14 protein-coding genes and 3 pseudogenes are annotated in these 12,930 nt (G+C 68.7%); all 17 read left to right on the top strand.

Going from position 1 to position 12,930, the window contains the following annotated elements; genetic code table 11:
- Positions 1 to 191 precede the first annotated feature (191 nt).
- The 17 genes and pseudogenes from LP418_RS28005 (at position 192) to LP418_RS34890 (ending at position 12,882) form a co-directional block, all read left to right on the top strand.
- Entirely contained in the window at positions 192 to 1,550 is a 1,359-nt protein-coding gene (locus tag LP418_RS28005; RefSeq protein ID WP_336276152.1) for an ABC transporter substrate-binding protein, read from the top strand.
- Between the two features lie 168 nt (positions 1,551 to 1,718).
- Positions 1,719 to 2,729: an ABC transporter permease gene (locus LP418_RS28000; RefSeq protein WP_257954513.1), complete on the top strand. Its 1,011-nt coding sequence runs from the start codon at positions 1,719 to 1,721 to the stop codon at positions 2,727 to 2,729.
- The gene (locus LP418_RS31845) at positions 2,726 to 2,899 is read left to right on the top strand and encodes a hypothetical protein (protein ID WP_336275849.1); all 174 of its coding nucleotides are present in this window, start codon (positions 2,726 to 2,728) and stop codon (positions 2,897 to 2,899) included. Before LP418_RS28000 ends, LP418_RS31845 begins: the two co-directional genes overlap by 4 nt.
- A complete protein-coding gene (locus LP418_RS31840; protein ID WP_336276151.1) occupies positions 2,871 to 3,104 on the top strand; it encodes an ATP-binding cassette domain-containing protein in 234 nt (77 codons plus the stop codon). Before LP418_RS31845 ends, LP418_RS31840 begins: the two co-directional genes overlap by 29 nt.
- Before the next feature lie 22 nt (positions 3,105 to 3,126).
- Positions 3,127 to 3,825, top strand: coding sequence for an ABC transporter ATP-binding protein (locus tag LP418_RS27995; RefSeq protein ID WP_336275848.1), 699 nt, complete (start codon positions 3,127 to 3,129; stop codon positions 3,823 to 3,825).
- Positions 3,826 to 3,977: 152 nt separating this feature from the next.
- A pseudogene (locus LP418_RS27990) lies at positions 3,978 to 5,078 on the top strand (ABC transporter ATP-binding protein).
- Positions 5,079 to 6,439 (top strand): annotated as a pseudogene (locus LP418_RS27985) (replication-associated recombination protein A).
- Positions 6,440 to 6,441: 2 nt separating this feature from the next.
- The gene (locus tag LP418_RS27980; protein ID WP_257954512.1) at positions 6,442 to 6,705 is read left to right on the top strand and encodes an NUDIX hydrolase; all 264 of its coding nucleotides are present in this window, start codon (positions 6,442 to 6,444) and stop codon (positions 6,703 to 6,705) included.
- A gap of 128 nt (positions 6,706 to 6,833) precedes the next feature.
- Positions 6,834 to 7,322: a GNAT family N-acetyltransferase gene (locus LP418_RS27975; protein ID WP_257954511.1), complete on the top strand. Its 489-nt coding sequence runs from the start codon at positions 6,834 to 6,836 to the stop codon at positions 7,320 to 7,322.
- 74 nt (positions 7,323 to 7,396) lie between these two features.
- Entirely contained in the window at positions 7,397 to 8,383 is a 987-nt protein-coding gene (locus tag LP418_RS27970; protein ID WP_257954510.1) for a 13E12 repeat family protein, read from the top strand.
- A 5-nt stretch (positions 8,384 to 8,388) separates the two neighbouring features.
- The gene (locus LP418_RS27965; protein ID WP_257954509.1) at positions 8,389 to 8,670 is read left to right on the top strand and encodes an HNH endonuclease signature motif containing protein; all 282 of its coding nucleotides are present in this window, start codon (positions 8,389 to 8,391) and stop codon (positions 8,668 to 8,670) included.
- Positions 8,671 to 8,869: 199 nt separating this feature from the next.
- Entirely contained in the window at positions 8,870 to 9,442 is a 573-nt protein-coding gene (locus LP418_RS27960; RefSeq protein ID WP_257954508.1) for a class I SAM-dependent methyltransferase, read from the top strand.
- A gap of 31 nt (positions 9,443 to 9,473) precedes the next feature.
- Positions 9,474 to 9,947: a hypothetical protein gene (locus LP418_RS27955; RefSeq protein ID WP_257954507.1), complete on the top strand. Its 474-nt coding sequence runs from the start codon at positions 9,474 to 9,476 to the stop codon at positions 9,945 to 9,947.
- Positions 9,947 to 10,225: a DUF6167 family protein gene (locus LP418_RS27950; protein WP_257954506.1), complete on the top strand. Its 279-nt coding sequence runs from the start codon at positions 9,947 to 9,949 to the stop codon at positions 10,223 to 10,225. The genes LP418_RS27955 and LP418_RS27950 overlap by 1 nt, the downstream gene beginning before the upstream one ends.
- Positions 10,212 to 10,849: pseudogene (locus LP418_RS34900) on the top strand (alanine--tRNA ligase-related protein); the annotation flags it as partial. The gene LP418_RS27950 and the pseudogene LP418_RS34900, both read left to right, overlap by 14 nt.
- 76 nt (positions 10,850 to 10,925) lie before the next feature.
- On the top strand, positions 10,926 to 11,699 hold the full coding sequence (locus LP418_RS34895) for an alanine--tRNA ligase-related protein (protein WP_442940050.1): 774 nt from the start codon (positions 10,926 to 10,928) through the stop codon (positions 11,697 to 11,699).
- Positions 11,605 to 12,882 carry a DHHA1 domain-containing protein gene (locus LP418_RS34890; RefSeq protein ID WP_442940339.1) on the top strand — a complete coding sequence of 426 codons (1,278 nt, stop codon included), beginning with the start codon at positions 11,605 to 11,607 and terminating at the stop codon, positions 12,880 to 12,882. Before LP418_RS34895 ends, LP418_RS34890 begins: the two co-directional genes overlap by 95 nt.
- The last annotated feature ends 48 nt before the right edge of the window (positions 12,883 to 12,930 follow it).

Below are 12,930 nucleotides of genomic sequence, written 5' to 3'. Positions count from 1 at the left end.
GCGACGGAGGGTGGCACCATCACTGTCCACCTCCCCGACGACCCGGGCCCCGAGGACCTCGGACCCGACCAACGGCTGGTCGGTCACCGGAAACTCGATCCAGCAGGCGCTCACGCACCGCGCGCTGACGCAGTACGCCCGCGACCCGGAGACGGGCCTGATGCAGCTGGTCCCCGACCTCGCCGTCGACCCTGGGCACGCCCAACGAGGACTTCACCGAGTGGACGTTCACGCTGCGCGACGACGCGACGTGGGAGGACGGCAAGACCATCACGGCCGAGGAGGTCGCCCGGGGCATCACCCGCTCGATGGACTCCGAGGCGTTCCCGTCGGGCCCCGGCACGGAGTACTCCACGCACTTCTTCGCGGACGCGGACAAGTACAAGGGTCCCTACACCGACAAGGGCAAGAAGTACGACGCCGTCACCTTCGATGAGGCCGCGAACAGCGTCACCATCAAGATGTCGATGCCTTTCCCCGACATGGACTACTGGGGCACCTTCATGGCCATGGGCCCGGCGCCTCTCGGCAAGGTCTCCGACCCGCCGGAGTACGGCCGCAACCCGCTGTCCAACGGCCCCTACAAGGTCGAGTCGTTCCGCCCGAGCGAGGAGCTCGTCCTCGTCAAGAACGACGCCCGGATTCCCGAGTCCGACCCGGCTCGTCACCAGTACGCCGACAAGTGGGTCTTCAAGTTCACTGCCGACCCGACGCAGACCGATGAGCTGATGCTCAGCGGAAACACCGAGTCGCAGACCTCGATCTCGGCTGCGGTCTCCGCGGAGAACTACACCGAGATGTCCCAGACGCTGAACGAGCGCATGGTGCAGCAGTCCGCGCAGTGCACCAGCTTCTGGGCGCCGGACTACACGAAGATCACCGACATCAACATCCGCAAGGCCCTCGCGTACGCCTACCCGTACGAGAGTGTCTGGAGCGCGTCGGGCGAGGTGCCGGGCGTGACCCGCGTTCCCGCCAACTCGGTCATGCCCCCCGGTATGGCCGGCAAGTCCGACTACCGGGTCGACGGTGAGCAGATCAAGTTCAACCCGGAGAAGGCCAAGGAGCTGCTGGCCGAGGCCGGCGCCGAGGGCTACGAGATCCACATGGCCTACGCCACGGGCTCGCCGACCACCGAGGCCGCTCAGGAGCAGATCGAGAAGGGTCTGACCGACTCCGGCTTCAAGGTCAAGTCCTACCCGGTGCCGATCGAGACGTCGCTCTACGTCATCTGGACCGACCCCGACAACAAGATCAACAAGAAGCTCAACCTGCGTGGCGTCAACTGGTGCTCCGACTGGCCGGCGGCTGGCTCGACGATGATCCCGGCCCTGCTCCGCAAGGGCGCGACGTACAACACCGCGTTCTTCGACGAGCCGGCGATCGACGCCCGCATGGACGAGATCGGCACCCTGCCGCTCGAGGACCAGCCCGATGCCCGGGGCGACCTCGACGAGCAGATCGCGACCGAGTACTACCCGATCATCCCGACCGCGTTCCTGCAACGACCTCTTCGCCTTCGGCGAGAAGATCGGGAACCCGACGGGTGACGGTGCGTTCGGTGCGCCGAACTACAAGGATCTCTACGTCATTCAGTGATCCCGGAGTCGGCTGACGTCGACTCGATCTCCATCACGGTGTGGGGCCTCGGAACCCGGGGCCCCACACCACCGTGCCGCTAGAGTCGGCATCATCTCCTGACCCCGGAGGAACTTCTCGTGTTCGCTTATGTCATCAAGCGCCTGCTGTCGGGCGTGGTGGTGCTGTTCCTGATCTCCATGAGCGTCTTCCTGCTCTTCTGGTTCGGCCCCTCGGAGCCGGCGCAGACGATCTGCGACAACGACACCCAGAACCGATGCACACCCGCGAGGCTTGAAGTCTTCCGCGAGAACCTCGGGTTCAACAACGCGTGGTACGAGGAGTACGGCACCTTCATGAAGGGTGTCGCGGTCGGTCGCGACATCCAGTTCGGCAGCACCACCAAGTTCGACTGCAACGCCCCCTGCCTCGGCTACTCCTACCGCACGAAGGCTCCGGTCTTCGAGGAGATGAAGACCCGCATGCCCGCGACCTTCTCGGTGGCCATCGGCGGCGGCTTCCTCTACCTCGCGCTGGGTGTGCCGATCGGTGTCGCCGCCGCGCGACGGAGAGGCACGCTGGCCGACAAGGCCCCGGTGTCGGGCTTCCCGGTGGTCTCCTCCATTCCTTACTACCTGTTCGCCCTGCTGACGTGGCTCTACCTCACGATCAGCTGGGAGATACTGTTCTTCGCTGACACCGGCTACTTCCCGGTGACACAGAACCCCGCCAAGTGGTTCAGCGGGATGCTGTTGGCGTGGTGCGCCCCGGGTGCGTTCGGCTGCACCCAATACACCAGATACACACGCGGCTCGATGGTGGAAGTCCTGAGCGAGGACTACATCCGAACCGCCAAGGCCAAGGGCCTCGGTGCCAACAAGGTCGTGTACAAGCACGGGCTGCGAGCCGCGCTCGTCCCGGTGGTCACCATCTTCGGCATCGACTTCGGCACCCTGCTGGCAGGCACCATCTTCACGGAGCGGATCTTCGACATCGAGGGGATCGGTCTGTGGAGCCTGCAGGCGGTCTTCCAGCGTGACCTGCCCGTGGTTGCCGCCACCGCGCTCTTCGGTGCCACCGTGCTGATCATTTCCAACATTCTCGTCGACGTGGTCTACAGCGTCCTCGACCCCCGAGTGAGGCTCTCGTGACCAACGCACCACTGCGCCCCGGCACCAGCTCCGACATCGACCACGACGAGCCCCTGCTGGTCGTCGAGGACCTCACGGTCCGCTTCCCCGACCCGGGACGGGGAGGTCGCTGCCGTCCAGAACCTCTCCTACTCGGTCGAGCTGGGCAAGACCCTCGGCATCGTTGGTGAGTCCGGTTCCGGCAAGTCCGTCTCGAGCATGGCCGTCCTCGGTCTCCACGACGAGCGCAGCGCCAAGATCTCCGGGTCCATCCGCATCCGCGGCCGCGAGGTCGTCGGACTTCAGGAGGCCCAGATGCGCAAGCTCCGCGGCTCCGAGGTCGCGATGATCTTCCGGGACGCTCGCCGCGCTGCACCCGTTCTACAAGGTCGGTGACCAGCTGGCCGAGGCCTATCAGGTGCACCACTCGAGCGCCAGCAATCGCGACGCGAAGCGGAAGTCGATCGAGATGCTCGACCGGGTCGGCATCCCGCAGCCCGACCAGCGGATCAACGACTTCCCGCACCAGTTCTCCGGCGGCATGCGCCAGCGCGCCATGATCGCGATGGGCCTGATCAACGACCCGTCGCTGCTGATCGCCGACGAGCCGACGACCGCGCTCGACGTGACGGTGCAGGCGCAGATCCTCGACCTGCTCCGGGAGCTCCAGCGTGAGTTCAACTCCGCGGTCATCATCATCACCCACGACCTCGGCGTCATCGCCGAGATGGCTGACGACGTGCTGGTCATGTATGCCGGTCGGTGCGTCGAGTACGGCACCGCCAAGGAGATCCTGACGCACCCCGAGATGCCCTACACGTGGGGACTCCTGTCCAGCGTGCCCGACGTGACGGCCAGCACGGACGCCCGCCTCATTCCGATCCCGGGAACGCCGCCGAGCCTGCTGAACCCGCCGACCGGGTGTGCCTTCCACCCCCGGTGCGCACACCGGGAGAAGGTGCCCGGTGACCTGTGCTTCACCGAGCTGCCCGAGCTCTCCGCGGCCAAGGGCAACGCAGCCCACGTGAAGCGTTGTCACCTGCCCGATCCCGATGCGATCTACCGGGCCGATGTGCTGCCGGAGATCGCCCCCGACCTGGTGAAGGACAACCGATGACCGACGAATCCAACGCCAGCCTCGACACCAGCCCGGACGAGCAGGACGGCTACCTCGACCACGAGGTTGCCCTGCCGAGCGACACCGAGGGCCATGTCGCCAGCCGACTCGACCCGGACGCGCCGGCGGTGCTCTCGGTCGAGGACCTCAAGATGTACTTCCCGATCAAGTCGAGCGGCCTCGTGCGCCGTACGATCGGCCACGTCCGAGCCGTTGACGGGATCTCGTTCCAGTGCCGAAGGGCGGATCGCTGGGCCCGGTGGGCGAGTCGGGTTGTGGCAAGTCCACCACCGGGCGACTCATCACGCGGCTCTACAAGCCCACCGGTGGATCGATGCAGTTCGAGGGGCACGACCTCGCGAAGCTCTCCAACAGCGAGATGAAGCCGCTGCGCCGAGACGTGCAGATGATCTTCCGGGACCCCTACACCTCGCTCAACCCGCGGCACACGGTCGGCACGATCGTGGGGGCGCCGCTTGCGGTGCACAACATCGTGCCCAAGAAGCAGATCCTGCCGCGCGTCCGGGAGCTGCTCGAGGTCGTCGGTCTCAACCCCGAGCACTACAACCGCTACCCCAACGAGTTCTCCGGCGGCCAGCGCCAGCGCATCGGGATCGCCCGCGCGCTGACGCTCAACCCCAAGCTGCTGGTGGCCGACGAGCCCGTCTCGGCGCTCGACGTGTCCATCCGAGGCGCAGGTCATCAACCTCCTGCAGGACCTGCAGAAGGAATTCGACATCGCGTTCCTCTTCATCGCCCACGACCTCGCGATCGTGCGGCACTTCTGCCCCGAGGTCGCGGTGATGTACCTCGGCAAGATCGTCGAGATCGCCGACCGCGACACGATCTACAGCCACGCGCACCACCCCTACACCCGGGCGCTGCTCTCGGCGGTGCCAGACGTGAAGCAGGCGGCGGTGGGTGGACGGCGCGAGCGCATCCGCCTCGAAGGTGACGTGCCGAGCCCGATCAACCCGCCGTCGGGTTGTCGCTTCCGCACGCGCTGCGAATACGCGCAGGAGATCTGCGCGAAGGTCGAGCCGCCGCTGCTGCAGATCGGCAAGCGGCACAAGGTGGCGTGCCACTTCGCGGGCGAGCTCGGGGCACACCCGGCCGCTCCGGTGACGACGGGACTGCTCGGTGTCGACGACCGGGGCAGCCCGACGGGCAACCCCACGACGCCGCTGATCACGGGCCCGGGCTATGAGGACGAGTGGTTCGACCTCAAGTCCAAGCAGCTCACCTCAGCCTGAGTGGACTCACTCTTCGACATCCCCGAGCACGCCTCCACAGGCGTGCCCGGGGGTGGATCGCTCGGCGCCAACACGCATGCGTCGGCGCCCCTCGCCGTACGCATGCGCCCACGCACGCTCGACGAGCTGGTCGGGCAGGCGCAGCTGCGGGCGGCGGGGTCGCCGCTGCGGCAGCTGATCGAGGGTGACCAGTCGATGTCGTTGCTGTTGTGGGGTCCGCCCGGCACCGGCAAGACGACGATCGCCTCGATCGTCAGCCAGCAGACGCAGCGCCGGTTCGTCGAGGTCTCGGCCGTCGCGGCCGGGGTCAAGGAAGTGCGCGCCGCGATCGATGCCGCGCGCAACGAGCTGGCCGGGGGCGGCAACGAGACGGTGCTCTTCGTGGACGAGGTGCACCGGTTCACCAAGGCCCAGCAGGACGCGTTGCTGCCGGGGGTCGAGAACCGGTGGGTGACGCTGGTCGCCGCGACGACGGAGAATCCGTTCTTCTCGGTGATCTCGCCACTGCTGTCGAGGAGCCTGCTGCTGCGGCTCGAGTCGCTGACCGACGACGACATCGTGGCCGTGGCCGAGCAGGCGCTGGTGGACGAACGCGGCCCGGCTGGCGCGTTCGAGATCGACGACGACGCGCAGGCGCACCTCGTGCGGCTCGCGGGCGGGGACGCCCGTCGGGTCCTGACCTACCCGGAGGCGGCGGCCGGCGCGGCTCGCTCCCGGTGGGAGCGCGCTCATCGATCTCGCCACGGCCGAGACCGCCGTGGACCCGGGCGGCCGTGCGCTACGACCGGCAGGGCGACCAGCACTACGACGTGATCAGTGCCTTCATCAAGTCGGTGCGTGGCTCCGACGTCGACGCTGCCCTGCACTACCTCGCGCGGATGATGGAGGCCGGTGAGGACCCGCGGTTCATCGCGCGCAGGCTGGTGATCCCGGCCAGCGAGGACGTCGGCCTCGCCGACCCTACGGCGCTCACCACCGCGGTCGCGGCGGCCCGAGCCGTCCAGCTGATCGGTATGCCCGAGGCTCGGCTCAACCTCGCGCAGGCGACCATCGCGCTGGCCATCGCGCCGAAGTCCAATGCTGTGATCATGGCCATCGACGCAGCGAGCGCCGACGTCCGCGCGGGCAAGATCGGCAACGTGCCGCCGCACCTGCGCGACGCGCACTACGCCGGTTCGAAGAAGATCGGCCACGGCAACACCTACAAGTACAGCCACGACGAGCCGTTCGGGATCGCCGAGCAGCAGTACGCCCCCGACGTGATCGAGGACGCGGCCTACTACCAACCCACCTCGCTGGGTGCCGAGGCCGCGATCAAGGACCGCTGGGAGCGGGTCCGCAAGCTCATCCGCGGGAAGTAACGGTGCCCGCCCCCATCGTCATTGCCGTGGCCGCGCTGGTCCGGGACGGACGCGTGCTGTTGGGTCACCGCCACCCGCGACGGCGGATCTACCCCGACTGCTGGGATCTCGTCGGTGGTCACGTGGAAGCCGGAGAGACGCCCGAGCAGGCCGTGATCCGTGAGTGCGGCGAGGAGCTGGGCGTCCGCATCCTCGACCCGCTACCCATGGCTCTGAACCTCACCGATCCGGCGATCGAGATGCACGCATTCGTCGTACGACGGTGAGAGGGTGAGCCGGTGAACGCAGCGCCCGGGGAGCACGACGACCTGAGATGGTTCGCGGCTGCAGAGCTGGCGGACCTGACGCTTGCGCACCCCATGTGCCGGGAGGACATCGTGAGAGAAGTGATTCGGTGAAGAACACCGTGAGGGTCACGACCTGCGACACCGACGAGACCCTCGCGGCGGCGAGCGACCTCTTCAACCAGTACCGGCACCACTACGGCGAGCCGCCGGAGGCGGACGAGCGCACCCTCGGCTGGCTCACAGACATGGTTACGTCGAATCTGCTCACGGTCTACACGGCGTTCGTCCACTCGCAGGCGGACGCGACTCCGATCGGTTTGGCAACCGGCCACGCGGTCCCGGCATCTCTGACCATGGGGCGGTTCTGGCAGCTGCGTGACCTGTACGTGCTCCCCGGGTCGCGTCGTCAAGGAGCGGCAGCCGCTCTGGTGGGTGCAGTCCGCGAGGCGGCATCAGCAGCAGGCGCAACACGACTGTCCCTCGCCATGGAGCCGGAGAACCAAGCCGCGCTCAGCCTCTATCGCAGGCTTGGATTCAGAACTGTCGAAGGTGTGGTGTCGCTCAGCCTCGACCTCGCTGGCCCCAAAAGTTTCTGAAAGAGGTCTCCACACCTCTCGATATAGGGCCCTTTCCGGGCTGCGTTGTCGGTGGGCTTCTAAGCGTCGAAGACATGAACTCGACCCAGCCGACGGCCACTGCAGTGGCCGAGCCGACCGACGATCTGTCGGCTCGCGAGGTGCTGGATCTTGCCTGTTCGCAGCAAGCGGCCGAGTCGCTGCACAACGCGGCGTCCTACTCCCCGGCGGGGATCGAGCACGAGGAAGCGATCGCCGGGCAGGGCTGCCCTGCCGTGGCGGAGTTCTGCATCGCCGAGTTCGGGACGGTCCTCGGGATCTCCACGGTTGCGGCGAAGCGCCTGATCGGCCACGCGCTGGAGCTGCGGCACCGGCTCCCTCGGTTGTGGTCCGCCGTGCATGCGGGTCAGGTGCCGCCATGGCGGGCCCGGCTCGTCGCCGAGGCCACCATCCACGCGACACCGTCGCTCACTCCCGACTCCGTCGGTTGGATCGACCGCCGGGTCACGCCCTTCGCGGCGAAGGTCGGCCCAGCCCAGCTCGATCGGCTGGTCGCGGAGGCGATTCAGCGCCAGCACCCCACCGAGCCGGTCGATCCGGACGATCCGCACCCTGAGTGCCCGGACACGCGCCACGTCACCGTCGACGGCGGTCAGGTCGGCTACGCCGGCACCCTGCAGGTCAGCGCCGAGGTCGACCCGGTCGACCGCCTCGACCTCGACCACGTGCTGAGCGCCGGGGCCGCGGAGCTCAAGGCGCTCGGTTCGGAGGCGTCCCTCGACGCGCGACGCTCCATGGCGCTGGGACACCTCGCCCGCCACCAGCTAGCGCTCGACCTCGCCACCGGCAGCGGGCTGACGACCACCGAGGCGGCTACGGGCTCGGAAGGGACCGTGTCGCTGCCGGCGGCCCGGGCACTCGAGCTGCACCTCCACTTCAAGGCCAGCCCGGCCGACGCTGCCACCGGTGGGCTCGTCGTCGACCACCTCGGGAGGATGGACGAGGGGCAGCGGCTCTTGCTGCTCGATCTGGTGAAGTCATGGTGCGGCGACTCGCACACCAAGGTCACCGTCAAGCCGTGATCGACTTGAACACCGACATCTCGGCCCCCGGCTACACGCCGACCGACCGGCAGCGCGAGCAGATCGCCTTGCGCGATCGCACCTGTGTCTTCCCGTGGTGCAGCCAGCCCGCACGACGTTGCGACCTCGACCACACGATCCCGTTCGACCACGCCGCGGCGGCTGAAGGACGACCTCAACCGGGACCGACGATCACGTCCAATCTGGGCGCGCTCTGCCGCCGACATCATCGATTGAAGACCAGTGGCCGATGGCGAGTCAGCCAGCCCTCCCATGGAGTGTTCTGAGTGGACCAGTCCGCACGGGCACAGCTACCGACGCGACCGGACCGGTACCACCCGGGTCGAGATCGGTGCAGAGGCCGACCAGCGACATTGACCGCGCCCCCGGACCCCGCCACTTCACCCAATCAAGATCTAGGGTGAGGCAGCGGGGCCATCGGTGTGCCCTGGAGGCCAGTCGGCTATCGGTTCGTAGGGTGTCCGGGTGACTCACGAGCTCTGGGACCTCGAGGCGGAGACCTTCGACGACGAGCCCGACCACGGGCTCGCGGACGCCGACACCCGCGCGGCGTGGCGCGAGCTGCTGCTCGGCGTACTCCCATCGGCGCCCGCGCGCATCGCCGATCTCGGCTGTGGCACCGGGACCCTGACGAGGCTGCTGGTCGACGAGGGCTACACCGTCGACGGTCTCGACTTCTCCCCGGAGATGATCAGCCGCGCCCGGACCAAGGTGCCGGAGGCCGAGTTCGTCGTCGCCGACGCGTCCACCCCGCCGTTCGAGGCAGGTGCCTACGACGTGGTGCTCAGCCGGCACGTCCTCTGGGCGATGCCCGATCCCGCGGCCGCGATGGAGCACTGGGTCGACCTCCTCAAGGAGACGGGACGGCTCGTCCCGGTCGAGGGCAGCTGGATGACGGGCGCCGGGTTGACGGCCGTCGAGGCCGAGGCGATCGTGCGCACGGTTCGCAGCGATGCCACCACCGGGCACCTGTCCGAGTCCGTCTACTGGGGCAAGGACATCGAGGACGAGCGCTACCTGCTGGTCAGCCGGATGTGAGCCACATCAACCGGGTTATAGGGTTTCGCAGGTGAACGGTGAGCAGGTCTGGCTGATGGCGGCCGCGGGAGGCGCAGTGGCGCTGGTCCTGCTGCTCGCCTGCGCCCTGCTCTGGCGCAACAGCCGACGACTGGCCGCACGCCCGGCCGACCTCGAGGCCCGTACGGCGACGCGCGAGGCCGGCACGGAAGCGACCGCCACGATGGAGCGGGTCGAGAGTGCGACGTACGTCATCACAGGGCTGCACGACGCTGAAGCCGATGTCGAAGCGGAGACCGTGCAGGCCGTCCCCGCACGCATCGACGGCAGGCTCTTCGCCGACATCGTGGCCCGCGAGAGCGTGGTCAAGGCCGCCGGGCTGGCGCACGGGCTGCGCCGGGCCCTGTCGGCCGAGAACCGCAACCGGATCCGGTTCGAGATGAAGCGCGAGGTCAAGCGCTCACGCAAGCAGCGACGAGCACACCTCAAGGCAGCGATGCGACAGATCAGGGAGGACGCCGCCTGATGGCCAGATCGCTTTGGTTCGTGGCCGGAGCGGGGGCGGGTGTCTACGTGATGTCCCGCGCCCGGAGGGCGGCCGAGTCCCTGACGGCCGACGGTCTGCGGGATCGCGTGAACGGTCTCGGCGTCGGCGTGAGACTGTTCCGCGACGAGGTGGCGGCCGGCCGGGCCGAGAAGGAAACCGAGTTGCGGGAGCGGATGGGGCTGGTGCCCCATGGAGTCCCGGAGCTGACCACACGACAGACAGCACGACAGACAGAGGGAACCGATGGACACCAGTGAGATCCGCCGCCGCTTCGTAGCGCACTTCGAAGCCGCCGGTCACACGCACGTTCCCTCGGCGAGCGTGCTGGCCAACGACCCCAACCTGCTCTTCGTGCCCGCCGGCATGGTGCCCTTCAAGCCCTACTTCCTCGGCGGGAGACGCCGCCGTACACCCGCGCCGTCAGCGTCCAGAAGTGCGTGCGCACGCCCGACATCGAGGACGTCGGCAAGACCACGCGCCACGGCACCTTCTTCGAGATGTGCGGCAACTTCTCCTTCGGCGACTACTTCAAGGAAGAGGCCATCCGCCTCGCACGGGACCTCGTCACCAAGTCCCGGGCCGACGGCGGCTGGGGCTTCGACGAGGCCCTGCTCTACCCGAGCGTCTTCGTCGACGACCACGAGGCCGTCGAGCTCTGGAAGAAGATCACCGGCCTGCCCGACGAGCGGATCGCGCGGCTCGGCAAGTCCGAGAACTACTGGTCGATGGGCGTTCCCGGCCCCGGTGGTCCCTGCTCGGAGATCCTGATCGACCGCGGTCGTGCGTACGGCGCCGACGGTGACTTCTCCGCCGAGGACCGCTACCTCGAGTTCTGGAACCTCGTCTTCATGCAGGACGAGCTCTCCGCGGTGCGGTCCAAGGAGGACTTCGACATCGCCGGCTCGCTGCCGAAGAAGAACATCGACACCGGCATGGGGCTCGGAACGCGTCGCCTTCATGACCCGGGGCGTCGAGAACATGTACGAGATCGACGTGATGTTCCCCGTCATCGAGCGCGCCATGGAGCTGAGCGGCCGCACGTACGGCGCCAACCACGAGGACGACGTCCGCTTCCGGGTCGTGGCCGACCACGTCCGCAGCTCGATGATGCTGATCGGCGACGGCGTCACGCCCGGCAACGAGGGCCGCGGCTACGTCCTGAGGCGACTCCTTCGCCGCGCCGTGCGCTCCATGCGGCTCCTCGGCTACGAGGACCGCGCGCTGCCCGAGCTGATGCCGATCTCCCGCGACAAGATGGGGGAGACCTACGACAACCTCATCGCCGATTGGCCGCGCATCTCCGCGGTGGCCTTCGCAGAGGAAGACGCCTTCCGCAAGACACTGCAGGCCGGCACCCAGATCTTCGACCCGGCGGCGAGCGACACGAAGGCGGCCGGGGCGACGACCCCGGCCGGAGAGCAGGCCTTCGCGCTGCACGACACCTACGGCTTCCCGATCGACCTGACCCCGGAGATGGCGGCCGAGCAGGGCCTCGTCGTCGACGAGCCCGGCTTCCGGGCCCTGATGGCCGAGCAGCGCGACCGCGCCAAGGCCGACGCCCGGGTCGAAGAAGGGCCAGCACGCCGACACCACCGTCTACCGCGGCATCCTCGACGCCCATGGCCCGACCGAGTGGCTGGCCTACGAGACCCTCGAGACCGAGTCCCGGCCGCTGGCGCTGCTGTCGGCCGGCGGCGTGGCGAAGACCCTCGGCGAGGGCGAGATCGGTGAGCTCGTCCTCGATCGCACCCCGTTCTATGCCGAGTCCGGCGGCCGGGCCGCGGACGCGGGCGTCATCGACTTCGACGGCGGCCGGCCTCGAGGTGCTCGACGTCCAGCGCCCGATCAAGGGGCTCGTCGTGCACCGGGTGCGCGTCACCGAGGGCGAGCTGACCGTCGACGCGCAGAACCTCCTCGCCAAGGTCGACCCCGGCTGGCGCATCGGCGCCCGCCGGGCCCACTCCGGCACCCACGTCGTGCACGCCGCGCTGCGCCAGTGCTCGGCCCGAGCGCGCTGCAGTCCGGCTCGTTCAACCGTCCCGGCTACCTCCGCCTCGACTTCGGCTGGACCCGGGCGCTCAGCCCCGAGCAGGTGCGCGAGATCGAGCACGTCTCGCAGCAGGCGCTGCGTGCCGACCCGGCCGTGGCGGCGGAGTACATGACGCTCGAACAGGCTCGTGACTGGGGCGCGATCGCCCTCTTCGGCGAGACCTACGACAACACGAAGGTGCGCACGATCGAGATCGGCGGCCCCCGGTCGCGCGAGCTCTGCGGCGGCACGCACGTCGAGCACTCGTCGCAGATCGGCACCATCGTGGTGACCGGCGAGGCGAGCGTCGGGTCCGGCAGCCGCCGGATCGAGGCGTTCACCGGCGTCGAGGGCTTCGACTACCTCGCCCGCGAGCGCGACGTCGTCGGCCAGCTGACCACCCTGCTCAAGACCCAGCCCGACGACCTCGTCGGCCGCGTGAGCGACCTCGTCGACCGGCTCAAGTCGGTCGAGAAGGAGGTCGAGAAGGCGCGCGTGACGCAGCTGCTCGCCGGTGGCGGCGCCCTCGCGGCCCGGGCCGCCGACGTCAACGGTGTCGCCGTCGTGGCCCACCGCGTCGACGGAGCCGGCGGCGGTGACGTCCGCACCCCGGCCCTCGACGTGCGCAGCAAGCTCGACCGGGCCGGTGCCGTGGTGATCGCGGGCGTGCAGGACGGCAAGATCGCCGTCGTCGCGGCCGTCAACGACGCGGCGCAGCAGCGCGGCGTCAGCGCCAACGACCTCGTCCGTGCGGTCGGCTCCCTGATCGGTGGCAAGGGCGGCGGCAAGGCCGACGTCGCGCAGGGCGGCGGCAGCGACTCCAGCCGCCTCGACGAGGCGCTGGACCCGGTCAGCACCGAGATCGCCCGGGTGACCGGCGCCTGATGCGACACGGCACCCGCCTCGGCCCGGACCCGGGAGACGCCCGCATCG

The sequence above is a fragment of the Nocardioides sp. B-3 genome, assembly GCF_024703895.1.
GTDB lineage: Bacteria > Actinomycetota > Actinomycetes > Propionibacteriales > Nocardioidaceae > Nocardioides.
Note: the sequence above shows the minus strand (reverse complement) of the source record. Positions and strands in the feature narration are given on the sequence as shown.

Coding starts and splice junctions, on each gene's coding strand:
- LP418_RS27970 (WP_257954510.1), top strand. CDS start 7,397: ATGAACTCGACCCAGCCGACGGCCACTGCAGTGGCCGAGCCGACCGAC.
- LP418_RS27950 (WP_257954506.1), top strand. CDS start 9,947: ATGGCCAGATCGCTTTGGTTCGTGGCCGGAGCGGGGGCGGGTGTCTAC.
- LP418_RS34895 (WP_442940050.1), top strand. CDS start 10,926: ATGACCCGGGGCGTCGAGAACATGTACGAGATCGACGTGATGTTCCCC.